The sequence below is a fragment of the Achromobacter sp. Marseille-Q0513 genome (genome assembly GCF_018195695.1).
Taxonomy (GTDB): Bacteria; Pseudomonadota; Gammaproteobacteria; order Burkholderiales; family Burkholderiaceae_B; genus Achromobacter.
Window position 1 is genome coordinate 1 of the sequence record NZ_JAGTJY010000112.1, and the last position, 19761, is coordinate 19761.

24 protein-coding genes are annotated in these 19761 nt (G+C 68.2%); 14 read left to right on the forward strand and 10 right to left on the reverse strand.

Annotation, left to right across the window (positions count from 1 at the left end; genetic code table 11):
- Window positions 1-69: 69 nt before the first annotated feature.
- From KDH83_RS20195 to KDH83_RS20205, 3 genes are read right to left on the reverse strand one after another with little or no spacing between them, the layout of a single operon-like run.
- Complete coding sequence (locus tag KDH83_RS20195) at window positions 70-240, reverse strand: hypothetical protein (RefSeq protein ID WP_212319168.1); 171 nt, start codon at window positions 238-240, stop codon at window positions 70-72.
- 15 nt (window positions 241-255) lie between these two features.
- The gene (locus KDH83_RS20200; RefSeq protein WP_212319170.1) at window positions 256-1062 is read right to left on the reverse strand and encodes a type III pantothenate kinase; all 807 of its coding nucleotides are present in this window, start codon (window positions 1060-1062) and stop codon (window positions 256-258) included.
- The gene (locus KDH83_RS20205) at window positions 1059-1916 is read right to left on the reverse strand and encodes a biotin--[acetyl-CoA-carboxylase] ligase (RefSeq protein WP_212319173.1); all 858 of its coding nucleotides are present in this window, start codon (window positions 1914-1916) and stop codon (window positions 1059-1061) included. Before KDH83_RS20205 ends, KDH83_RS20200 begins: the two co-directional genes overlap by 4 nt.
- Before the next feature lie 162 nt (window positions 1917-2078).
- Between KDH83_RS20205 and KDH83_RS20210 the strand changes: the two genes are divergently transcribed.
- The 10 genes from KDH83_RS20210 to KDH83_RS20255 all read left to right on the forward strand — a co-directional run bounded on the left by KDH83_RS20210 (window position 2079) and on the right by KDH83_RS20255 (window position 10768).
- Window positions 2079-3212, forward strand: a complete 1134-nt coding sequence (locus tag KDH83_RS20210; RefSeq protein ID WP_212319175.1) for an ABC transporter permease — start codon at window positions 2079-2081, stop codon at window positions 3210-3212.
- 13 nt (window positions 3213-3225) lie between these two features.
- Window positions 3226-4065, forward strand: coding sequence for an ATP-binding cassette domain-containing protein (locus KDH83_RS20215; RefSeq protein ID WP_212319177.1), 840 nt, complete (start codon window positions 3226-3228; stop codon window positions 4063-4065).
- Window positions 4052-5008: an MlaD family protein gene (locus KDH83_RS20220; RefSeq protein ID WP_212319179.1), complete on the forward strand. Its 957-nt coding sequence runs from the start codon at window positions 4052-4054 to the stop codon at window positions 5006-5008. Before KDH83_RS20215 ends, KDH83_RS20220 begins: the two co-directional genes overlap by 14 nt.
- Window positions 5005-5592 carry an ABC-type transport auxiliary lipoprotein family protein gene (locus KDH83_RS20225; RefSeq protein ID WP_212319181.1) on the forward strand — a complete coding sequence of 196 codons (588 nt, stop codon included), beginning with the start codon at window positions 5005-5007 and terminating at the stop codon, window positions 5590-5592. The genes KDH83_RS20220 and KDH83_RS20225 overlap by 4 nt, the downstream gene beginning before the upstream one ends.
- Window positions 5593-5628: 36 nt before the next feature.
- Window positions 5629-6282 carry an alpha/beta hydrolase gene (locus tag KDH83_RS20230; RefSeq protein WP_103271644.1) on the forward strand — a complete coding sequence of 218 codons (654 nt, stop codon included), beginning with the start codon at window positions 5629-5631 and terminating at the stop codon, window positions 6280-6282.
- A 162-nt stretch (window positions 6283-6444) separates the two neighbouring features.
- Window positions 6445-7701 carry a D-alanyl-D-alanine carboxypeptidase family protein gene (locus tag KDH83_RS20235; RefSeq protein WP_212319183.1) on the forward strand — a complete coding sequence of 419 codons (1257 nt, stop codon included), beginning with the start codon at window positions 6445-6447 and terminating at the stop codon, window positions 7699-7701.
- A gap of 337 nt (window positions 7702-8038) precedes the next feature.
- The gene (locus KDH83_RS20240) at window positions 8039-8905 is read left to right on the forward strand and encodes a D-amino acid aminotransferase (RefSeq protein ID WP_212319185.1); all 867 of its coding nucleotides are present in this window, start codon (window positions 8039-8041) and stop codon (window positions 8903-8905) included.
- A gap of 109 nt (window positions 8906-9014) precedes the next feature.
- Window positions 9015-9287 carry a YbeD family protein gene (locus KDH83_RS20245; protein WP_103271641.1) on the forward strand — a complete coding sequence of 91 codons (273 nt, stop codon included), beginning with the start codon at window positions 9015-9017 and terminating at the stop codon, window positions 9285-9287.
- Window positions 9288-9299: 12 nt separating this feature from the next.
- Window positions 9300-9971 carry a lipoyl(octanoyl) transferase LipB gene (lipB, locus tag KDH83_RS20250; RefSeq protein WP_212319206.1) on the forward strand — a complete coding sequence of 224 codons (672 nt, stop codon included), beginning with the start codon at window positions 9300-9302 and terminating at the stop codon, window positions 9969-9971.
- Window positions 9972-10030: 59 nt separating this feature from the next.
- Complete coding sequence (locus KDH83_RS20255) at window positions 10031-10768, forward strand: tetratricopeptide repeat protein (protein ID WP_212319187.1); 738 nt, start codon at window positions 10031-10033, stop codon at window positions 10766-10768.
- A gap of 117 nt (window positions 10769-10885) precedes the next feature.
- Here KDH83_RS20255 and KDH83_RS20260 read toward each other — a convergent pair whose 3' ends face one another.
- The gene (locus KDH83_RS20260) at window positions 10886-11692 is read right to left on the reverse strand and encodes a substrate-binding domain-containing protein (protein WP_212319189.1); all 807 of its coding nucleotides are present in this window, start codon (window positions 11690-11692) and stop codon (window positions 10886-10888) included.
- A gap of 156 nt (window positions 11693-11848) precedes the next feature.
- Between KDH83_RS20260 and lipA the strand changes: the two genes are divergently transcribed.
- Window positions 11849-12850 (forward strand): lipoyl synthase, encoded by a 1002-nt coding sequence (lipA, locus tag KDH83_RS20265; protein WP_212319191.1) that lies wholly within the window; start codon window positions 11849-11851, stop codon window positions 12848-12850.
- Window positions 12851-12950: 100 nt separating this feature from the next.
- Here lipA and rfbC read toward each other — a convergent pair whose 3' ends face one another.
- From rfbC to KDH83_RS20290, 5 genes are all read right to left on the reverse strand, one after another.
- Complete coding sequence (rfbC, locus tag KDH83_RS20270; protein WP_212319193.1) at window positions 12951-13499, reverse strand: dTDP-4-dehydrorhamnose 3,5-epimerase; 549 nt, start codon at window positions 13497-13499, stop codon at window positions 12951-12953.
- Entirely contained in the window at window positions 13499-14380 is an 882-nt protein-coding gene (gene rfbA, locus KDH83_RS20275) for a glucose-1-phosphate thymidylyltransferase RfbA (protein WP_212319195.1), read from the reverse strand. Before rfbA ends, rfbC begins: the two co-directional genes overlap by 1 nt.
- The gene (gene rfbD / locus KDH83_RS20280) at window positions 14377-15273 is read right to left on the reverse strand and encodes a dTDP-4-dehydrorhamnose reductase (RefSeq protein WP_212319197.1); all 897 of its coding nucleotides are present in this window, start codon (window positions 15271-15273) and stop codon (window positions 14377-14379) included. Before rfbD ends, rfbA begins: the two co-directional genes overlap by 4 nt.
- Window positions 15274-15328: 55 nt before the next feature.
- Window positions 15329-16390: a dTDP-glucose 4,6-dehydratase gene (gene rfbB, locus KDH83_RS20285; protein ID WP_212319199.1), complete on the reverse strand. Its 1062-nt coding sequence runs from the start codon at window positions 16388-16390 to the stop codon at window positions 15329-15331.
- An 84-nt stretch (window positions 16391-16474) separates the two neighbouring features.
- Complete coding sequence (locus KDH83_RS20290; protein ID WP_212319201.1) at window positions 16475-17032, reverse strand: cob(I)yrinic acid a,c-diamide adenosyltransferase; 558 nt, start codon at window positions 17030-17032, stop codon at window positions 16475-16477.
- A gap of 210 nt (window positions 17033-17242) precedes the next feature.
- On the opposite strand from KDH83_RS20290, the gene KDH83_RS20295 reads away from it, so the two are divergent.
- The 3 genes from KDH83_RS20295 (at window position 17243) to KDH83_RS20305 (ending at window position 18523) form a co-directional block, all read left to right on the forward strand.
- Window positions 17243-17548, forward strand: coding sequence for a copper-binding protein (locus KDH83_RS20295; protein ID WP_103271605.1), 306 nt, complete (start codon window positions 17243-17245; stop codon window positions 17546-17548).
- A gap of 109 nt (window positions 17549-17657) precedes the next feature.
- Window positions 17658-18065, forward strand: a complete 408-nt coding sequence (locus tag KDH83_RS20300) for a hypothetical protein (protein ID WP_212319203.1) — start codon at window positions 17658-17660, stop codon at window positions 18063-18065.
- 41 nt (window positions 18066-18106) lie between these two features.
- The gene (locus KDH83_RS20305) at window positions 18107-18523 is read left to right on the forward strand and encodes a DUF2846 domain-containing protein (RefSeq protein ID WP_212319207.1); all 417 of its coding nucleotides are present in this window, start codon (window positions 18107-18109) and stop codon (window positions 18521-18523) included.
- A 57-nt stretch (window positions 18524-18580) separates the two neighbouring features.
- On the opposite strand, the gene hslU is transcribed toward KDH83_RS20305, so the two are convergent.
- The coding region (gene hslU, locus KDH83_RS20310) for an ATP-dependent protease ATPase subunit HslU (RefSeq protein ID WP_212319204.1) at window positions 18581-19761 on the reverse strand (1181 nt) is incomplete at its 5' end.

The window sequence follows — 19761 nt, forward strand, 5'->3', positions numbered from 1 at the left end:
GGCCTGAGCGCGCCGCCCGGTGTCCGGGCGGCATGACATCTCCGGGGGGAGGGGCGTGGCGCTCGGCCGTCAGTGCTGCGGCGCGGCCTTGCCGGTGAGCGTGACTGCCCCGGCGTTCAATTCCTGGTTCAGGCGCCGCGCGTCGCGGCCCTCGTCTTCGGGGCGCATGCCCAGCATGCCCTGTCCCAGCGCATAGGCCCACAGGTTCGCCAGCAGGATCAGGATGAACAGCACGCGCATGGACGGTTCGTCCCTTCAGTCCGGATGGCCGGCCGTGGCGCGGGCCATGGCGGCCAGGCCGTCGAGCACGGGGTGGTCCAGGTAGACCGGCACGGGCGTGGCGCCGAAGGCGCCGCCGGCGTCGGCGAGCAGGCGCTCGATTTCCTGGTGGACTTCGGGCCAGCCGCCGCCCGCCGCGAAGATCTGCGGAGTCTCGCCATAGCGCTGGCGGCCGGCCAGCCATTGGCGCACCACCGCGCCGGCCTGCGCGGCGGCGATGCCGGAGGCGATCGCCTCGTGCGTATCGGCGGGATAGGCGACGACGCGGCCGTCGGCGACCGGCAGGTTGGCGGTGCCGTGGGCCAGCGCGTTGCGCATCATGGCGGGGCCGGGCAGGATCAGGCCGCCGGCGAACACATTGTCGGGGCCCACGGTGTCGATGGTGGTGGCGGTGCCGAAGCTGGCCAGCAGGAAGGGCGGATGCGCGCCAGGCAGGCGCGACAGCACGCCCAGCAGCGAAGCCCACCGATCCGAGCCCAACTGGGCCGGCTGGCGGTAGCCGTTGGTCAGCCCCAACGTGCTGGGCTGCGAGCGGGCCCAGGTCACGGCGCAGCCGCGCTTGAGCAGGATCTCGGCGATGGCCGCGCCGCGCGCGTCGCCGGCCACGTTCACGCCCAGGGCGCGCAGCGGGCGGCGGGGCAGCCCATCCAGCCAGCGGTCCAGCGCCGCCAGGTCCAGCCCGTCGAACGCGACGGCGGCCGGCTCGCGCGGCATGTCGGGATTGCTGGCGTCGAGCCAGCCGACCTTCAGGCGGCTGTTGCCGGAGTCGATGAGAATGATCATGCTTGTGGCCGAATCGAGATTTCGCCGACCGAGACGGGCGTGTCGCCGGCCTCCGTGCGCAGCAGCAGCCGGCCTTGCGCGTCGACGCCGCGGGCGGTGCCGCTCATCAGCACGGCGCCCTTGTCCAGCACGTTCACCAGCCGTCCGGCCAGCGCGTCCACGTCGGCGTAGCGTTGCGCGAAGGCGCCGAAGCCCTCGCGTTCCAGCGTGCGCACCGCGTCGTGCCAGGCCATGGCCGAGGCGCAGACCAGGTCCGCGGGCGTCGAGGGCCGGGCGTCCGATTGCGCGGCTACGCGGGTCCAGTCGGCCACGTCGCGGCCCAGGGCCAGTGATAGCGCGTCGGCGTCGATCAGGTTCACGCCCATGCCGATGACCACGGTGTAGCCGGCGTCCGCGCCGCCCGGGTTGCGCGTGGTTTCCACCAGCACGCCGGCCAGCTTGGCGTCGCCCCACTGGACGTCGTTGGGCCATTTCATGCACAGACCCGGCCGCGAACCGGGACCCGCGACGGACCGCAGCGCCTCACAGGCGGCGACCCCGGCCAGCGGGGACAGCGCGGGCAGCTGGGCGGCGGGCAGGTGCACGTCGAAGGCGCAGGAGAACATCAGGGTCGCGCCCGAGCGGTTCTGCCAGGGGCGGCCGGCGCGTCCGCGGCCGGTTTCCTGCAGGTGCGTGCCCAGCAGCCAGGGCTTGCCGGCGCCTTGTCCGGCGCGGGCGCGGCCCAGCAGGTCGGCGTTGGTCGAGCCGGTGCTGGCCGTCCAGGCGACGTCTTGAAAGGCGGGCAGGCGCGAGCCGAGTTCCCGGGCCAGGGCTTCGGGCGCGGGCAGCGCGGCGTATGGGTCTTGAACGGGCATGCCCGCGATTGTAGGGCAGGAGCGCCGGATCCCGGCAAACGGTGGCCCAGGCCGTTCCCGGTATGACCGCAGGGCCTGGGCGGGGCGCCAATGATGCCCCGCGAGTGAAACGCGGCAGCGTATATGATGGCGGATACATTTTTGCATCGGTGTGTCCTCCCTATGCCTCATTCCAACCCATGCCCGCCCGGCGCCGCGCCTTTCCGCAAGGAAGGCGGGGTGTGCCATGTAGCGGGAGACTGGAGCGTGCTGGCGCTGGCCCAGCCCGGCGAGGTCGAGCGCCGGCGCGAGGCCATGGCCCGCGCCGCGGGCGGCGAGGGCGTGCGCTGGGACCTGCACGGCATCAGCCGGCTGGACACCATCGGCGCGCTGCTGATCTGGCAGGCCTGGGGCGAACGCCTGCCGGAGCGCGTGCGCTGGGCGGCCGGCCAGCAGGACGTGTTCAACGCGCTTTCCCTGAACAAGGGCGGCACCCGCGATGTGCCGGCCAAGGAAGACCCCTGGGGCTGGCTGCGCGCCGTGGGCGAGGCCGTGTTCCGCGCGGCCGGCAATGGCCGCGCGCTGCTCATCATGCTGGGACAGCTGATCCTGGACCTGGGCGCCATGCTGCGCCGTCCAAGGCTGGGGCCGTGGCGCGAGATCTCGGCCCAGGTATACCGGGCCGGCGCGCAGGCGCTGGGCATCACGGCGCTGGTGGGCTTCCTGATCGGTGTCGTCTTGTCCTATTTGTCGGCGCAGCAATTGCAGATGGTCGGCGCCGACCGCTTCATCGTGCGCCTGCTGGGCGTGTCCATCGTGCGCGAGCTGGGGCCGGTGCTGGCCGCCATCCTGGTGGCGGGCCGCTCGGGCTCGGCCATCACCGCCCAGATCGGCGTGATGCGGGTGACCCAGGAGCTGGATGCCATGCTGGTCATGGGCATCTCGCATGGGCAGCGCCTGATCCTGCCGCGCGTCGTGGCGCTGGCGGTGGTCATGCCGCTGCTGGTGCTGTGGACCGACGCCATGGCGCTGCTGGGCGGCATGCTGGCGGCGCAGGCGCAGCTGGGCGTGTCGGCGCAATGGTTCCTGACCTCGTTGCCGGACGCGATCTCGCTCACCAATTACTGGATTGGCATCCTCAAGGGAGTGACTTTCGGCGTGCTGATCGCGCTGATCGCCTGCCATTTCGGCCTGCGCATCCAGCCCAATACCGAAAGCCTGGGGCGCGGCACCACCACTTCCGTGGTTACGTCCATCACGGGCGTGATCCTGCTGGACGCCCTGTACGCGGTGATCTTCAGCACGGTGGGCATCTGATGGGACGGGGCCGATGAACGCCGCGACCCAGAATCGCCTGTTCGCCGAGGACGGCGTCACCACGGAACCGGTGATCTCGGTGCGCGGCCTGCGCACGGCCTTCGGCGACCACGTGGTGCACGACAACCTGGACCTGACCGTCTTTCGCGGCGAGATCATGGTGCTGGTGGGCGGTTCGGGCACGGGCAAGACGGTGCTGCTGCGGCAGATCATCGGCTTGGAGCGGCCGGCGGCCGGCGTCGTGCGGGTGCTGGGACAGTCCCTGTTCGACCTCGCGCCGGCCGAGCGGCGGCGCCTGTCGTACCGTTGGGGCATGCTGTTCCAGGCCGGGGCGCTATTCTCGGCGCTGTCGGTGTACGACAACGTGGCCCTGCCGCTGCGCGAACTGCGCGCCATTCCCGAAGATCTGGTGCATGACGTGGTGATGTGCCGGCTGGCCATGGTGGGCCTGTCGGCGCAGGACGCCGGCAAGCGGCCGTCGGACCTGTCCGGCGGCATGGTCAAGCGGGTGGCGCTGGCGCGCGCGCTGTCGCTGGATCCCGAGCTGGTGTTCCTGGACGAGCCCACCGCGGGGCTGGATCCGCTGCGCTCGGACGAGTTCGTCGACCTGGTGCGCAGCCTGCACCGGCAGCTGGGGTTCACCGTCGTCATGGTGACGCACGACCTGGACACGCTGCTGGCGCTGGCCACGCGCGTGGCGGTGCTGGCGGACAAGCGGGTGATCGTGTGCGACACGGTGCCGGAAGTCCTGAAATTCGACCACCCGTTCATTCATACATTCTTCCTGGGCGAACGCGGCCTGCGCGCGCTCGGGGACCTGGCGCCGAAGGGATTGCAACATGGAAAACCGTAGTCATGCGCTCATGGCCGGTATCTTCACGCTGGTCTTGCTGGCCGCCGCCGCGCTGGTGGCCATCTGGATCGGACGGGACCGGACCCAGCTGCAGCCATATGAAATCGTCTCCGCCACCGCCGTCAGCGGCCTGAACTCGCAGTCGACCGTGCGCTACCAGGGCGTGCCGGTGGGCAAGGTGCAGTCGCTGGCGCTGAACCCGGACAAGCCGGGCCAGGTGCGCATCCGCATCGGCGTGGCGCCGTCCACGCCGATCACCGAATCGACCTGGGCCGAACTGGGCGTGCAGGGCGTGACGGGCTTGGCCAACGTCGAGCTGCGCGACGACGGCAGCTCGCTCAAGCGGCTGACCTCGACCGCGGCGCAGCCCGCCGCGATTCCGCTGCGGCCGGGCTTTTTCGAACGGCTCGAGCAGCGCGGCGGCAAGCTGATCTCGAACGTCGAGGAAGCGACCAACCAACTCAAGCTGGTGCTGAGCGAGCAGAACGTGCAGGCGCTGGGCACGGCGCTGCGCAACGCCGGCGAGCTGACCGAGTCGCTCAAGAACGCCAGCCGCGAGCTGCAGCCGGCCATGGCCAAGATCGGGCCGCTGGTCGATTCGCTGGGCGACGCCTCGCGCCAGGCCGGCCGCGCCGCGCGCGAAGTGGGCGATCTGGCGCAGCAGGCGCGCCAGTCCCTGGCCCGCCTGAACGCGCCCGACGGCCCGCTGGCCGTCGCTTCCCGCAGCCTGAGCGACATCGCGTCGGCCGCGGCGCGGCTGGACGGCGAGACCCTGCCCGCCATCACCGGCATGGCCCAGAACATCGGCCAGGCCGCCCGCGGCGCCACCTCCACCCTGCGCCGTGTGGACAGCACGCCGCAATCCTTGCTGTTCGGCCCCGCGCCGGCGGCGCCCGGACCCGGCGAAGCCGGATTCGCCGGCTTTGGGAGCACGTCCAAATGAAGATGCGCAGCGCGTTTCTGGTCTTGACGCTGGTTTTGGCCGGCTGCGGCGTGGGCCGCGTCGGCACGCCGCCATCCGTGTTCGATCTTGGGGCCGACCTGCGGCCCGCCTTGCAGTTGCCGGCGCGCGCGCCGATCGCGCTGGCCTACACGTCGGTGCCCGCGCTGTCGGACACCGGCATCATCTGGCGCGTCGGCGACAGCGCGGCGCCCAAATCCTATGCCACCTACCGCTGGGCTTCCTCGCCGTCGGACCTGGTGCGCCAGCGCCTGACCGAGCGCCTGTCGCGCCAGGGGCCGGTGCTGGGCGAGCGGGTCAACGGCCAGACGCCGCAGCTGCAGGTCCAGCTGCAGCAGTTTGAACAGGTCTTCGCGCCGGACGGCGCATCGAGCCAGGGTCGCGTGGTGCTGCAGGCGGTGCTGGTGAACGGGCACAAGGTGCTGGGCCAGACCCGCATCGCCGTCCAGGCGCCCGCGCCGACGCAGGACGCGGCCGGCGGCGTGGCCGCGCTGCGCCAGGCGACCGATGACGCCGCCGACCAGCTGGCGCAATGGCTGGCGACCGCGCTGCCGTCCGCCGGTTAACATCGCTGCTTTCCGCTACACCGCTTGAGTCCGCCCATGTCCGCACGCACCGAAACCCTGGCTTACACCGGCGCCGCCGGCCGCATCGATTGCGCCGTCGATTGGCCCGACGGCACGCCGCGGGGCTGGGCGCTGGTGCTGCACCCGCATCCGCTGCAAGGCGGCGCGCGCGAGAACAAGGTGGTCACCACCATCGCGCGGGCCTGCGTGCAGCATGGCCTGGTCGCGGTGCGTCCCAACTTCCGTGGCGTTGGCCTGTCCGAAGGCGAATTCGACAAGTCCGTGGGCGAGACCCGCGACATGCTGGCCCTGGTGGCGCAGGTGCGCGAGCAGCATCCCGAGCTGGCGCAGGCGCCCTGGGTGCTGGCCGGCTTTTCCTTCGGCACCGCCGTCGCCGCGCAGACCTATGCGGCGCTGGCCGAGCAGGGCGATGCGCCGCTGCCCTCGGCGCTGATGCTGATGGGCCCGGCGGTGAACCGGTTCCAGTCGCACGAGGTGCAGGTGCCGGGCGACACGCTGATGGTGCATGGCGAGCAGGACGAGGTCGTGCCGCTGTCCGAGGCCATGGACTGGGCCCGGCCGCGCTCGATCCCGGTGGTCGTGATCCCGGGCGCCTCGCATTTCTTCCATGGCAAGCTGCTGGTGCTGCGCGAACTGGTGCAGGCGCGCCTGACGGTCGCGCTGGGCTGACGGGCGCCTGACCGCGGCGCCGCGGCCGCGCGGCGTTGCAACAGGTTGCATGTTGGAGCACGCGGGGAACCCCCCGCGCGCGGGACGGGTCCTATCGACTGCCTATAATTGTCAGCCACTTGCCCCGCGCCGGCGGGCGTCTTTCCTGGACCCACGTTGCCGATGAAGAATTTGCCTTACTCCGCCCAATCCCCCGTTGTCTTTGCCCGCCGTGCCCTGTCGGGCGCCGTGCTGGCCGCGCTGCTCGCCGCCGGCGCGCCGGTTCTGGCGCAGCAACAGGCGCCCGCCGCCGCGACCGCGCCCGCGGCCGCCGTGCCGGCGACGACGGGAGTGGTGCCGGTGGGCGATGTGTCGGCCGTGCCCGCGCCCACCATCGCCGCCAGGGCCTGGATCGTCATCGACGTGAACAGCGGCCAGCTGCTGGCCGCGTCCAACCCGGACCAGAAGGTCGAGCCGGCCTCGCTGACCAAGATCATGACCGCCTACGTGGTCTTCAATGCGCTCGACGAAAAGCGCCTGACGCTGGAGCAGACCGTGCCCGTGTCCGAGCACGCCTGGCGCACCGGCGGCTCGCGCATGTTCATCGAACCGCGCAAGCCGGTCACGGTGGACGAGCTGAACCAGGGCATGATCGTGCAGTCGGGCAACGACGCCTCGGTCGCGCTGGCCGAGGCCGTGGGCGGCAGCGAAACCGCCTTCGCCGCGCTGATGAACCAGGAAGCCGAGCGCCTGGGCATGAAGAGCACGCACTTCATGAACGCCACCGGCCTGCCCGATCCGCAGCACACCACCAGCGTGCGCGACCTGGCCACGCTGTCCTCGCACCTGATCACCGACCATCCGCAGTTCTTCCACTACTACAAGCAGAAGAGCTACACCTACAACAAGATCACCCAGCCCAACCGCAACCGCCTGTTGTGGGCCGACCCCTCGGTCGACGGCATGAAGACCGGCCACACCGATTCGGCCGGCTACTGCCTGGTGTCGACCGCCATGCGCGGCGACCGCCGCATCCTGGTGGTGGTGGTGGGCACCGACAGCGAGGCCACCCGCGCCGAGGAAAGCCTGAAGCTGCTGAACTGGAGCTTCCAGAACTTCGACACGGTCAAGCTGTTCGACAAGAGCCAGCCGGGCATCGACGCCCGCGTCTGGGAAGGCACCGTCGAAACCGTCAAGCTCGGTCCGCCCAACCCGGTCTCGATCGCCGTGCCGCGCGGCAAGGCCGGCGAGCTCAAGCCGGTGGCGCAGCGCAACGATCCGCTGATCGCGCCGCTGGCCAAGGGCCAGCAGGTCGGCACCCTGCAATTCACGCTGGACGGCAAGGTGCTGCGCACCGAGCCGCTGGTGGTGCAGGACGCGGTCGAGCGCGCGGGCTTCTTCGGTCGCATGGTCGATACCGTCAAGCGCTGGTTCAATTAGGCTCACCCCCGAAGCGCCTTTGGCGCTTCCCCCTCGAGGGGGCGCCACTACGGACCGGCGGAGCCGGATCCGTGTGGCCCCGCTTGTGGGGCGGTGGTGGCTGGCGGGGGGCGTGTCTGGAACTTCTTTGAGTGTGCTTGGCTGCGGTTGTGCAGTTTCCTGGCGACGTGGCTTGAAGCACCTTATTTGAAATTTGAAGAACCTCATCGTTTCTGCGCCGCCGCTGGCGGCGCGGGTGTAAGCTTGCTACGGGCGTTTCCCTTCGGGGGCGCCCGTTCTCCATTTGGGCGCGCGCCGGGCGGCGTGGCCCTGTCCAATTCATATTCTTGGGGGTTTCATGATTCCGGGCGTGCAGGGCGACAGCCAGGCTTATCTCAATGGTGATTTCCTGCGTATCGACGAGGCCAGGATCTCCGTGCTGGACCGGGGCTTCATCTTCGGCGACGGCATCTATGAAGTCGTGCCGGTGTACCACGGCAAGGCCTTCCGCATGGCCGAGCACCTGAACCGTCTGGATCGCAGCCTGGCGGCGTTGCGCATCGCCTCGCCCCACGACCGGGACGGCTGGGTCAAGCTGGTCAATGAGCTGCTGGCCCGCAATACCCAGGACACCTGCATCGTTTACCTGCAGGTGACGCGCGGCGTGGCCAAGCGCGATCACCAGTTCCCCGCCGTGCCCGTGCCGCCCACGGTGTTCGGCATGGTCTCGCCCTGGGCGCCGCCGTCGGCCGCGCAGCGCGCCAGCGGCATGACGGCCATCAGCATTCCCGACGAGCGCTGGCTGCACTGCGAGATCAAGTCCGTGTCGTTGCTGGGCAATGTGCTGGCCAAGCAGCAGGCCGTGGATGCGCAGGTCGATGAAGTGGTGCAGTTCCGCGACGGCTTCCTGACCGAAGGCGCGTCCACCAACGTCTGGGTGGTGTCCGGCGGCAAGCTGCTGGCCCCGCCCAAGAACAACCTGATCCTGGAAGGCATCCGCTACGGCCTGATGGGCGAGCTGGCCGCCGAGGCCGGCATCCCCTTCGAGTCGCGCCGCATCACCCGCGAGGAAGTGGAAAACGCCGACGAACTGCTGATGTCCTCGGCCACCAAGGAAGTGTTGCCGCTGGTGGCGCTGGACGGCAAGCCGGTGGGTTCGGGCAAGCCTGGCCCCGTTTATGAGCGCCTGCGCGCGGGTTATGATGCCCGCATCGCCGGCCTGTAAGCAGGCCGCAGCACGCGCCGGTTCCCACGCTCTCGTCGGTGCTGGCGCACCACCCGCGACGCCTGGACGGGCATCGCTACGCGGGTGGGTATCACATCAGGCTTCCATCATGCACATCCCGCCCGAAGAATCCCTCATCGAGTACCCCAGCGACTTTCCCATCAAGGTCATGGGCAAGCAGCATCCCGAGCTGGCCCAGACGCTGACCGAGCTGGTGTTGCAGTTCGACCCGGGCTTTGACGCCGCCACCGTCGAGATGCGGCCCAGCAAGGGCGGCAACTACATGGGCCTGACCTTCACCGTGCGCGCCACCTCGCGCGAACAGCTCGATGCGCTGTACCGCGCGCTGCATGGCCACCCCATGGTGTCGATCGTCATCTAGGCCGGCATGGCTGTGATCAAGTGGCTCGCGAGTCCGGCCGACTACCTGTCGGTCTGGCGCGACATGCAGGACTACACCAACCTGCGCGGCGCCGACACGCCGGACGAGATCTGGCTCTGCGAGCACGCGCCGGTCTACACGCTGGGGCAGGCGGGCTCGCCCGAGCATGTGCTCAATCCCGATGGCATCCCCATCGTGCATTGCGACCGGGGCGGGCAGGTCACGTATCACGGCCCGGGCCAGGTCATGGCCTATGCGCTGTTCGACCTGCGGCGCGTCGACATGTACGTCAAGGAATACGTCACGCTGCTCGAGGGCGCGGTCATCGATACGCTGGCCGGGGCCGGCGTGGCGGGGGCTTGCCGCAAGCCCGGCGCGCCGGGCGTGTATGTGCCGGATCCCGACGGCGGCGGCGAGCTGGCCAAGATCGCCGCGCTGGGCATCAAGATCCGCAATGGTCGCGCCTATCACGGGGTGTCGTTGAACGTGGACATGGACCTGGCGCCTTTCCTGGGCATCAATCCCTGCGGCTACGCCGGCCTGCGCACTGTCGACATGGCGGCCTGCGGCGTGCGCCGCGAGCTGGCGGACGTGGGCGAGGCGCTGGCGCGCAATCTGGTTGCCGCCTGGCGCCGCGCACGGCCCACGGCGGTCGGCGGCGAACCCGCCTGTAGCCCCGTCTGAACGCGGGTTCAGACGCAGCCCTCGCTATCCGCTTTTCCGCCCGATCCTTCTCGTCCAATATGAAACCCATCACCGCGGCAGACATTTCCGCCACCACTCCCGAGCAGCTGACCGCGCTGCGCGCCGGTCCGCCAGAGGCCTACGCCGCCTGGATCCAGGCCGCCGCCGACCTGGGGCTGCTGGAAGCGCAGGCCATCCTGGGCCAGATGCTGCTCGACGGCCACGGCATGGCGCGTGACCCCGAGGCCGCGCTGGGCTGGTTCAAGCGCGCCGCGCAGGCCGATCACCTCATGTCCATCAACATGGTGGGCCGCTGCTACGAGAACGGCTGGGGCGTGGCGCGCGACGAGACCGTGGCCGCCTACTGGTTCCGGCTGGCGGCCGATCGTGGCCTGGACTGGGGCATGTACAACTACGCCCACATGCTGCGCGATGGCAGGGGCGGCGTGGCGCGGGATCCGGCCGCCGCGCTGGCCTTGTACCAGCGCGCGGCGCAGTCCGGGCACGTGAAGTCCATCGGCGTGGTGGGGCGTTTCCACGAGGCCGGGACCGTCGTGCCGCGGGATCTGGAGCAGGCGTTCGACTGCTACCGGCGCGCCGCCGAGGGCGGGGATTTCCGGGGCATGTTCCATCTGGGACGCATGCTACTGCAGCGCGGTCGGCTGGACGAGGCCGAGCCTTGGCTGGACCGCGTGTCCCAGACCGCCACGCCAGCCTTCCTGCGCGAAGCGGATGCCATGTTGCGGGATATGGGCGTCGCGGCGCGCTACGGCGCAGGCACCGTCCAGGGCGCGTAATCCGGCTCCGTCCGGCGGCTTTGCGCCGGACGCCGAGCGGTTCGCGTGGCTGGGCGAAGGTCTGTCACGCAGCCTGCTTCGTGCCTGTCGCATCGTCGGTGCGGCAGCCTGCGGCGCTCAGGTGCTGAGCCGCGCTTCCAGGACCGCTTCCAGCATGATGCGCGCGCCCGGTCCGCGATCGCCCGCCAGCCGTTCCAGCAGCAGCAGGGCGGCGCGCCGGCCCACCTCCGCCGCGCTGGCCGTGAGGGTGCTCAGGCCCGGCGCCCACTGCGCCGCGCTGCCGTCCTCCGAAAACCCCAGCACCGCGACATCCTGCGGCACATGCAGATCGCGGTTGTGGGCCTCGGACACGCAGGCGGCGGCCAGCAGGTCCGAACTGGCGAACACGGCGTCGAACAGGGTATTGGTGGCCAGCAGCCGCAGGAAGGCCATCCGGCCGTCGTTCAGCTGCCAGGCCTCGGGCTGCACGATGTCGGCCGCCAGTTCCAGGCCCAGCGCCCGCGCGGCGTCGAGGAAACCCTGGCGGCGCTCGCGTTCCCACGGCGTGTCGGCGCTGACGCAGGCGACGCGCGCGTAACGCTTGTCGGCGAAATGGCGGGCAGCCAGGCGGCCCGATTCGGCATTGGCGAGCAGCACGGCGCTGTCCAGCGGGCCGGCGGGCGCCGCCCAGGTTTCCACGACGGGGATTTCCAGCGCCGCCAGGGCGGCGCGCAGGCCGGGAGGGTCCACCGGTCCGAGACTCAGCGCGGCGGCCGGGGCCAGCGCATGCAGTCCTGGCCCCGATGCAGGCTCATGCCAGGGACCGGCCGCCAGGTAGTAGCCCGCCTCGGCCAGGATCCCGGCGCAGGCCTGGACGGCTTGCGCCGCCGGCCCCGCGTCCAGGCGAGGGGCGATCAGGGCGATGGGGCGGAGGGTTGCGGGCATGGACGCGAATCAAGGAAAACGACAGCCGTGACAATAACCCAGGCGCCGGCGTCGCCCCTGGATGGCCCCCGGCGGGCGCGGCGGGGCCATGGAGGGGAAAATGCCCTTTTTTGTCTCGGACCGGGCGCCTGGGCGCGCCGGTCATGAAGGTGCCTCATGTCCACGCTTGTCGAGTCCCCTGTCCCCTCGGACGAATCCGCCGCCGCTTCCGCCGCGGCCTACGATCCGACGCAAAAGCAGAAGTCGCAGGCCAAGACGGCGCGCATTCCGATCAAGATCGTTCCGGCCGAGCGCCTGAAGAAGCCGGAATGGATCCGCGTCAAGGCCGCCGCGCCCGGCTCGCGCTTCTACGACATCAAGCGCATCCTGCGCGAGCACAACCTGCACACGGTCTGCGAGGAAGCGTCCTGCCCCAACATTGGCGAATGCTTCGGCAAGGGCACGGCCACGTTCATGATCATGGGCGACAAGTGCACGCGCCGCTGCCCCTTCTGTGACGTGGGCCACGGACGTCCCGATCCGCTGGACCCCAAGGAACCCGAGAACCTCGCGCGCACCATCGCCGCGATGAAGCTGTCCTACGTGGTCATCACCTCGGTCGACCGGGACGACCTGCGCGACGGCGGCGCCGGCCATTTCGTCGATTGCATCACGCATATCCGCGAACTGTCGCCCACCACCCGCATCGAGGTGCTGGTGCCCGACTTCCGCGGCCGCCTGGACCGCGCGCTGACCATCCTGAACGCCGGTCCTCCGGACGTCATGAACCACAACCTGGAAACCGTGCCGCGCCTGTACAAGCAGGCTCGTCCGGGTTCGGACTACCTGCACTCGCTGAAGCTGCTGGCCGAGTTCAAGAAGCTGCATCCCGAGGTGCCGACCAAGTCCGGCCTGATGCTGGGCCTGGGCGAGACCGACGAGGAAATCCTGCAGGTGATGCGCGACATGCGCGAGCACAACGTGGACATGCTGACCATCGGCCAGTACCTGCAGCCGTCGGAGCACCATCTGCCGGTGCTGCGCTACGTGCATCCGGACACCTTCGCGATGTTCGAGCGCGAGGCCTATGCGATGGGCTTCACGCACGCGGCGGTGGGCGCGATGGTGCGGTCTTCGTACCATGCGGACGAGCAGGCGCACGCGGCGGGCGTCAACTGAGCGCCGGGGCCGGCGACGGCCCGGCCGCATTCACGGCCATGACGGACCGGACAGGGCTCTACGCCCGTCCGGTCCGTTTTTCTTTGCACGGCCGCAGGCGTCAGGGGAAATACTCCGCCGCCGCAAACGACGGGGCCTGCTGGTCCTTGGCGGAAAGCTGAGGGTCCATGCCGGCGGGCCAGTCGATCGCCAACCGGGGGTCGTTCCAGATGATGCAACGCTCGAGGTCGGGTGCGTAGTATTCCGTCGTCTTGTACAGGAATTCGGCGGACTCGCTCAAGACCAGGAAGCCGTGGGCAAAGCCGGGCGGGATCCAGAGCTGGCGGCGATTCGTTTCGCTGAGCTCGGTGCCGACCCATTGCCCGAAGCTGGGCGAGCTCTTCCGGATATCGACCGCGACATCGAACACCGCGCCGCGCACCACGCGCACGAGCTTGCCCTGCGCCTTCGGCGCCAGCTGGTAGTGCAGGCCCCGCAGCACGCCTCGCGCGCTTTTGCTGTGGTTGTCCTGGACAAAGGTCGTGTCCAGCCGGGTCAGCTGCTGGAAGACATGCTGATTGAAGCTTTCCATGAAGAAGCCCCGGTCATCGCCGAAGACCCTGGGTTCGAACAGCACGATATCGGGAATGGCCAATCGGGTGGCTTGCATCAATAGACCTTTTCCACCAGCAGGCGTTGCAGGTATTTGCCGTAACCGTTCTTGGCCATGGGCGCGGCCAGGGCTTCGAGCTGCGCGGCGGAAATCCACTGGCGCCGATAGGCGATTTCCTCGGGACAGGCGACCTTCAGGCCCTGGCGGTTTTCCAGGGTGGAAATGAACTGGCTCGCCTCCAGCAGTGACTCGTGCGTGCCGGTATCCAGCCAGGCATAGCCGCGTCCCATGATATCCACGGCAAGCTGGCCTTGTTCCAGGTAGGTCCGGTTGATGTCGGTGATTTCCAGTTCGCCGCGGGCGGACGGCCGGATCTGCCTGGCGATATCCACGACCTGCTGATCGTAGAAATAGAGGCCGGTCACCACGTAGTTGGATTTGGGCTGCCTGGGTTTTTCTTCCAGCGACAGCACCTTGCCGCTCGCATCGAACTCTGCCACGCCATATCGTTCGGGATCGTTGACGTGGTAGGCGAATATGCTCGCGCCATGCTGGCGTTCGTTGGCGTCCTGGAGCAGATACGTCAGATCGTGGCCATAGAAGATGTTGTCGCCCAGCACCAGCGCGCTGGGGGCGTTGCCGATGAACGTATCGCCGATGAGAAAGGCCTGGGCCAGGCCGTCGGGCGAGGGCTGCACCGCGTATTGCAGGTTCAGGCCCCATTGCTCGCCGGATCCGAGCAACTGCTGGAAACGCGGCGTGTCCTGGGGCGTGGAAATGACCAGGATGTCCTGGATGCCCGCGAGCATGAGCGTGCTGAGCGGGTAATAGATCATCGGCTTGTCGAACACGGGCAGCAGCTGCTTGCTGATCGCCAGGGTGGCCGGGTGCAGCCGCGTGCCGGAACCGCCGGCCAGTATGATGCCTTTGCGCTTCATGCGGATTGCTCCAATGACGTGAGTTGATCCACGGTCCGGTCGACGTGCACCGTCCAGTCGGGCAGCTGCAGTTTGAGCGGGTCGCTCAGGCTGCGGGTATCAAGGCGGGAATTCCGGGGCCGCACGGCCGGCAGCGGGTAGTCCTGAGTCGTGATGGGGTGGATGGCGCCGGCGCTGGCGCGCAGCGCGACGCCTTGCCGCAGCGCCCGCGACACCACGTATCGCGCGAGCCCGTGCCAGGTCGTCTCGCCCTGCGCCGTCAGATGATGGATGCCGTGGGGCAGGGCGCCGCGCTGGCTGGCGGCGATGGCGTGCGCGGTGACATCGGCGATCAGTTCGGCCGATGTGGGCGCGCCATGCTGGTCGGCCACGATATTCAGCGCGTCGCGTTCCCGGGCCAGTCGCAGGATGGTCTTGACGAAGTTGCCGCCGTGCGCCGAATGGACCCAGCTGGTACGCAGGATCAGGGCGCGGCAGCCGCTGTCGAGGATGGCGCTTTCGCCATCGCGCTTGGTGACGCCGTAGACGCTGAGCGGATTCGTCGCGTCGCCGGGCTGGTATGGCGTGCCTTGGGCGCCGTCAAAGACGTAGTCCGTCGAATACTGCACCAGCAGGACGCCATGATCCCGCGCGTAGCGGGCCAGCACGCGGACGGCATCGGTATTGATGGCGCGCGCCATGACGGGATCCGACTCGGCCTTGTCCACGGCCGTGTAGGCTGCGGCGTTCACGATCATGTCGGGCGCTTGCGCTTCGAGCGCGGCGCTCAATTGCCCGGCATCCGCAAGGTCGGCCTCCTGCCTGCCAAGCGCCACGACCGTGCCCAATGGCAGCAGGGAGCGCCTCAGTTCATGGCCGATCTGTCCGTTCTTGCCTAGGAGTAGGATTTTCATGGGGCACCGGGTTCACGGGCATCTGTCGGGCGAGGGCGGCCGGGCCGCCTGGGCGCTAGACCTGGTAGTGGGTCTGGACCCAATCGCGGTACGTCCCGGAAACGATATTGGAAACCCAGGCCGGGTTCTGCAGGTACCAGATGACGGTCTTGCGCAATCCGGTCTCAAAGGTCTCGGCGGGCCGCCATCCCAGTTCGCGAGCCAGGCGCGAGGCATCGATCGCATAGCGCCGGTCGTGTCCCGGCCGATCCTTGACGAAGCTGATCTGCGTCCTGTAGCTCTGGCCGTCGCGGCGCGGGCGGAGTTCGTCGAGCAATTCGCACAGGGCGTGCACAACGTCCAGATTGGTTTTTTCGCTGTTCCCGCCCACGTTGTAGGTCGCCCCGGGCTTGCCGTCCGCCAGCACCCGGCGTATCGCGCTGCAGTGGTCCTTGACGTAAAGCCAGTCGCGAATCTGCTGGCCGTCTCCGTATATGGGCAAGGGTTTGCCGGCCAGCGCATTATGGATAACCAGGGGGATCAGTTTCTCGGGAAAATGATAGGGGCCGTAGTTGTTCGAACAGTTCGTCGTCAGGACCGGCAGCCCATAGGTATGGTGATAGGCGCGCACCAGATGGTCGCTCGCCGCCTTGCTGGCCGAGTAGGGGCTGTTGGGTTCGTACCGGCTTGATTCCGTGAAGGCGGGCGCCGTGGCATCCAGCGATCCATAGACTTCGTCCGTGGACACATGCAGGAACCGGAAATGACGCCTGGCGGGTTCGGGCTGCGGGTTCCAATATTCGCGGACGGCTTCGAGCAGGTTGAAGGTGCCGACGATATTGGTCTGGATGAATGCGCCCGGCCCGTATATGGACCGGTCGACATGCGATTCGGCCGCGAAATTCAGGATGGCCCTGGGTTGATGTCGGGTCAGCAAGCTGGCCACCAGCGCGCTGTCGCCAATATCGCCGTGCACGAATATGTGCCCAGGGTGGGTTTGCAACGAGGCCAGATTCGCGATGTTGCCCGCGTAGGTCAGTTTGTCCAGAGTGATTACTGGCTCATCGCCTTGAGCCAGCCAATCCAGCACAAAATTCGAGCCAATGAAGCCGGCGCCGCCAGTAACAAGAATACTCATTGTCTTCAAGGGCCTCGGAAAGCACGCATTCCGCGCGGGCGTGCAGATGATCGATTATGCCGCAAAGCCCCGCGCCGTCCGTGCTCAGCCTTGCCGGGAATGGCTGCTGCTCCAGAAGACGTCGGTTTTTCCGGCCGCGACGTTCAGATGCCGCGCCAGCACGAACATCAGGTCCGACAGACGGTTCAAATACTGTCTTACCGGCGCATTGACGCTGTCGGTGCGCGCCAGCGCCACCACGGCCCGTTCCGCGCGCCGGCAGGTCGCGCGCGCCACGTGCGCAAGCGCGGCGGTACGCGAGCCGCCGGGCAGGATGAACTCGCGCAAGGGCGGCAGCGCCGCGTTGTAGTGGGCCAGCCGGGCGTCCAGGCGGGCGATCTGTTCCTCTTTCAGCGCCGCATGGCCCGGTATGCACAACTCCGCGCCCATGTCGAACAGGTCATGCTGGATGGCCAGCAGATCCGCGGCCACGTCCTCGGGCAGCGTTTCGGTCAGCAGCAGGCCAATGGCGCTGTTCAGTTCGTCCACGTCTCCCAGCGCCGCCACGCGGGGGGCGTCCTTGGCGCAGCGGGAACCGTCCCCCAGTCCGGTGGTGCCGTCGTCCCCGGTGCGGGTGGCGATGACGGATAGGCGGTTGGCCATGGCGGCTCCTGTAGTCGGTGACGAAGCGTTAGGGAATCGACGGCTTGGTAAGCCCGGGCCGGGTTCACCGGGGCGCGCCGCAAACAAACGTCGGAATTGTTGCGTAATCGGTGGGGAACTGTTGCGTTCGGGCGCTATCCTAGCATTGTGGAAAGCGCGTTCGCGGCCTCGGTCCGGCGCAGGCTTTCGTTGCTACAGGAGGATGAGTCCATGGCTTTCAACCGCAGATACGCCACCCCCATGGCGATCGCCACCGCGATGGCGGTCGTGTCCCTGGCCACGCCGCTGGCCTTTGCCCAGCAGGCCGACGCCAGCGGCGAGGTGCGCCGCGTCGATCCGGCCGCCGGCAAGGTGACGATCAAGCACGACGCCATCAAGGCGCTGGACCTGCCAGCCATGACGCTGGTGTACGAAGCCGATCCGGCGCTGCTGGCCAAGATCAAGGCCGGCGACAAGGTGAAGTTCACCGCCGAACGCAAGGACGGCAAGTATGTGGTGACGGCGATCAGTAATTGAATTTGTCCAGGGGTTGAAGAAAACGGCGCATCGCGCCGTTTTTTTTATGGCCGTTGACTGTGATGGGTAGTTACAATGAGAAAATTATTGGTTCATTTATTCATGTCCAATGTTCAACACGAATCGCTGGTTGTATTGGGTGGGGTCGTCGACGCTCGTGTGCTTGATTGCGGCTTGCGCGGCGCCCGTGCAGTACGCGCCATCCCGTCTGGCGGCTCCCGCAGCCGCAGTCGGGCAGGAGCCGAATCGGAGCGTCGAGGAAACGCTGGTGGTGAAGCTGCCCACTGGGTTCAAGCGCGAAATCGGCAAGGGCAGTCTCTGGCGAGCGGCGGGCGCCATTGCAGAAGGCGAGGTATTCCGTCCGGTCGGCACGGTCTTCACGATTGAAGGCAGGCAAGTGCACGAGGCCTGGCTGGTGGTTTCTGGCGGAACCCTCGTAGGGTTCTATCTACCGGGAGACCAGGCCTACTCGGCGCTGGCGTCTCCTCTTCCCTTGAGGCTTGGAGGTTTGCAGTGAAGCGAGCAGTGAAGATTACCCTGGCGGCGCTGGTTTCGGTCATGATGGCCGGATGTGCTTCGGGCGTGAAGCATGCGCAGATGGCATCCAGCATTCCGGCGGTGCAAACGGGAGAAGGGCGTATTTATTTCCTGCGTTCGGCGTCGATGTTCGGCGCGGCCTTGCAGACCGATATCCGTTTGAACGATGAAGTGGTGGGTCGTTCGCAGCCCGGTGGGTTCTTCTATGTGGACAGGCCCCAGGGTGCGTACAAGGCAGCGGCGTCCACCGAGACGGAAAAGACGCTGAGTTTCGTGCTGGATGCGGGCGAAACCAAGTACGTGCGCAGCTCCCCGTCGGTGGGTCTGCTGGTGGGCCGCATCGTGCTGGAGCTGGAAACGCCGGAGAAGGCCCAGAAAGAGCTGAGCGGCCTGAGCTATACGGGCAAGCCGCTGGGGGCACCGACGGCGGCCAAGTAGTCTGCGGGTGCTTGCCGATCGGGCGGACGGATGGCTGCATCCGTCCGCCCGATCGTTTTACAGCACGTAGCGCGCCAGATCCTGGCTGCTGGCCGCTTCGGCCAGTTGCGCGTTGACGTAGGCGGCGTCGATCCGCACCGTCTTGTCGCTGGTGGAGGTGGCATCGAACGACAGCTCGTCCAGCAGCTTCTCCATCACCGTGTACAGGCGGCGCGCGCCGATGTTCTCGGTGGTTTCGTTGACGTCGTAGGCCAGCTCGGCCAGGCGGCGCACGCCTTCCTCGGTGAACTCCAGCTCCAGGCCCTCGGTGGCCATCAGCGCGGTGTACTGCTTGGTCAGCGAGGCGTCGGTGGACGACAGGATGCGCACGAAATCCTCGGCCGACAGCGAATCCAGTTCGACGCGGATCGGGAAGCGGCCCTGCAGCTCGGGGATCAGGTCGGACGGGCGCGACAGGTGGAAGGCGCCCGAGGCGATGAACAGGATGTGGTCGGTGCGGACCATGCCGTAGCGGGTGTTCACCGTGGTGCCCTCGACCAGCGGCAGCAGGTCGCGCTGCACGCCCTGGCGCGACACGTCGGCGCCGCCGGTTTCCTGGCGGGCGGCGATCTTGTCGATCTCGTCCAGGAAGACGATGCCGTTCTGTTCGACATTGTTGATGGCGGCGGTGCGCAGGTCTTCCTCGTTGATGCGCTTGGCCGCTTCCTCGTCGACGATCAGCTTGAAGGCGTCGCGCACCTTCATCTTCTTGGGCTTGGTCTTGTCGCGCGCCAGGCCGGCGAACATGCCGCGCAGCTGCTCGGCCATTTCTTCCATGCCGGGCGGCGTCATCACGTCCATCTGCGGCGCGGCCTGGGCCACTTCGATCTCGATTTCCAGGTCGTCGATCTTGCCTTCGCGCAGGCGCTTGCGGAAGGTCTGGCGGGCGCTGTTGTCCTCGCCGCGCTCGGGCTCGCCCGATACGCCGCGGGCCGGCGGTACCAGCGCGTCCAGGATGCGGTCCTCGGCGGCGTCCTCGGCCTGGGTGCGCACGCGGCGCATTTCCAGCTCGCGGGTCTGCTTGATCGAGTATTCGGTCAGGTCGCGGATGATGGTGTCGACGTCGCGGCCGACGTAGCCCACTTCCGTGAACTTGGTGGCCTCGATCTTGATGAAGGGCGCGTTGGCCAGCTTGGCCAGGCGTCGCGCGATCTCGGTCTTGCCCACGCCGGTGGGGCCGATCCTCAGGATGTTCTTGG

What these genes read in the sequence shown, in the direction of transcription:
- KDH83_RS20260 (WP_212319189.1), bottom strand. Translation starts at nt 11,692, where the DNA reads ATGCCCGCAACCCTCCGCCCCATCGCCCTGATCGCCCCTCGCCTGGAC.
- KDH83_RS20225 (WP_212319181.1), top strand. Translation starts at nt 5,005, where the DNA reads ATGAAGATGCGCAGCGCGTTTCTGGTCTTGACGCTGGTTTTGGCCGGC.
- KDH83_RS20300 (WP_212319203.1), top strand. Translation starts at nt 17,658, where the DNA reads ATGTTCAACACGAATCGCTGGTTGTATTGGGTGGGGTCGTCGACGCTC.
- rfbC (WP_212319193.1), bottom strand. Translation starts at nt 13,499, where the DNA reads ATGCAAGCCACCCGATTGGCCATTCCCGATATCGTGCTGTTCGAACCC.
- KDH83_RS20240 (WP_212319185.1), top strand. Translation starts at nt 8,039, where the DNA reads ATGATTCCGGGCGTGCAGGGCGACAGCCAGGCTTATCTCAATGGTGAT.
- KDH83_RS20290 (WP_212319201.1), bottom strand. Translation starts at nt 17,032, where the DNA reads ATGGCCAACCGCCTATCCGTCATCGCCACCCGCACCGGGGACGACGGC.
- KDH83_RS20220 (WP_212319179.1), top strand. Translation starts at nt 4,052, where the DNA reads ATGGAAAACCGTAGTCATGCGCTCATGGCCGGTATCTTCACGCTGGTC.
- KDH83_RS20295 (WP_103271605.1), top strand. Translation starts at nt 17,243, where the DNA reads ATGGCTTTCAACCGCAGATACGCCACCCCCATGGCGATCGCCACCGCG.
- KDH83_RS20205 (WP_212319173.1), bottom strand. Translation starts at nt 1,916, where the DNA reads ATGCCCGTTCAAGACCCATACGCCGCGCTGCCCGCGCCCGAAGCCCTG.
- KDH83_RS20210 (WP_212319175.1), top strand. Translation starts at nt 2,079, where the DNA reads ATGCCTCATTCCAACCCATGCCCGCCCGGCGCCGCGCCTTTCCGCAAG.
- KDH83_RS20305 (WP_212319207.1), top strand. Translation starts at nt 18,107, where the DNA reads ATGATGGCCGGATGTGCTTCGGGCGTGAAGCATGCGCAGATGGCATCC.
- KDH83_RS20235 (WP_212319183.1), top strand. Translation starts at nt 6,445, where the DNA reads ATGAAGAATTTGCCTTACTCCGCCCAATCCCCCGTTGTCTTTGCCCGC.
- KDH83_RS20195 (WP_212319168.1), bottom strand. Translation starts at nt 240, where the DNA reads ATGCGCGTGCTGTTCATCCTGATCCTGCTGGCGAACCTGTGGGCCTAT.
- KDH83_RS20255 (WP_212319187.1), top strand. Translation starts at nt 10,031, where the DNA reads ATGAAACCCATCACCGCGGCAGACATTTCCGCCACCACTCCCGAGCAG.
- rfbA (WP_212319195.1), bottom strand. Translation starts at nt 14,380, where the DNA reads ATGAAGCGCAAAGGCATCATACTGGCCGGCGGTTCCGGCACGCGGCTG.
- rfbD (WP_212319197.1), bottom strand. Translation starts at nt 15,273, where the DNA reads ATGAAAATCCTACTCCTAGGCAAGAACGGACAGATCGGCCATGAACTG.
- rfbB (WP_212319199.1), bottom strand. Translation starts at nt 16,390, where the DNA reads ATGAGTATTCTTGTTACTGGCGGCGCCGGCTTCATTGGCTCGAATTTT.
- lipA (WP_212319191.1), top strand. Translation starts at nt 11,849, where the DNA reads ATGTCCACGCTTGTCGAGTCCCCTGTCCCCTCGGACGAATCCGCCGCC.
- KDH83_RS20230 (WP_103271644.1), top strand. Translation starts at nt 5,629, where the DNA reads ATGTCCGCACGCACCGAAACCCTGGCTTACACCGGCGCCGCCGGCCGC.
- KDH83_RS20200 (WP_212319170.1), bottom strand. Translation starts at nt 1,062, where the DNA reads ATGATCATTCTCATCGACTCCGGCAACAGCCGCCTGAAGGTCGGCTGG.
- KDH83_RS20215 (WP_212319177.1), top strand. Translation starts at nt 3,226, where the DNA reads ATGAACGCCGCGACCCAGAATCGCCTGTTCGCCGAGGACGGCGTCACC.
- KDH83_RS20245 (WP_103271641.1), top strand. Translation starts at nt 9,015, where the DNA reads ATGCACATCCCGCCCGAAGAATCCCTCATCGAGTACCCCAGCGACTTT.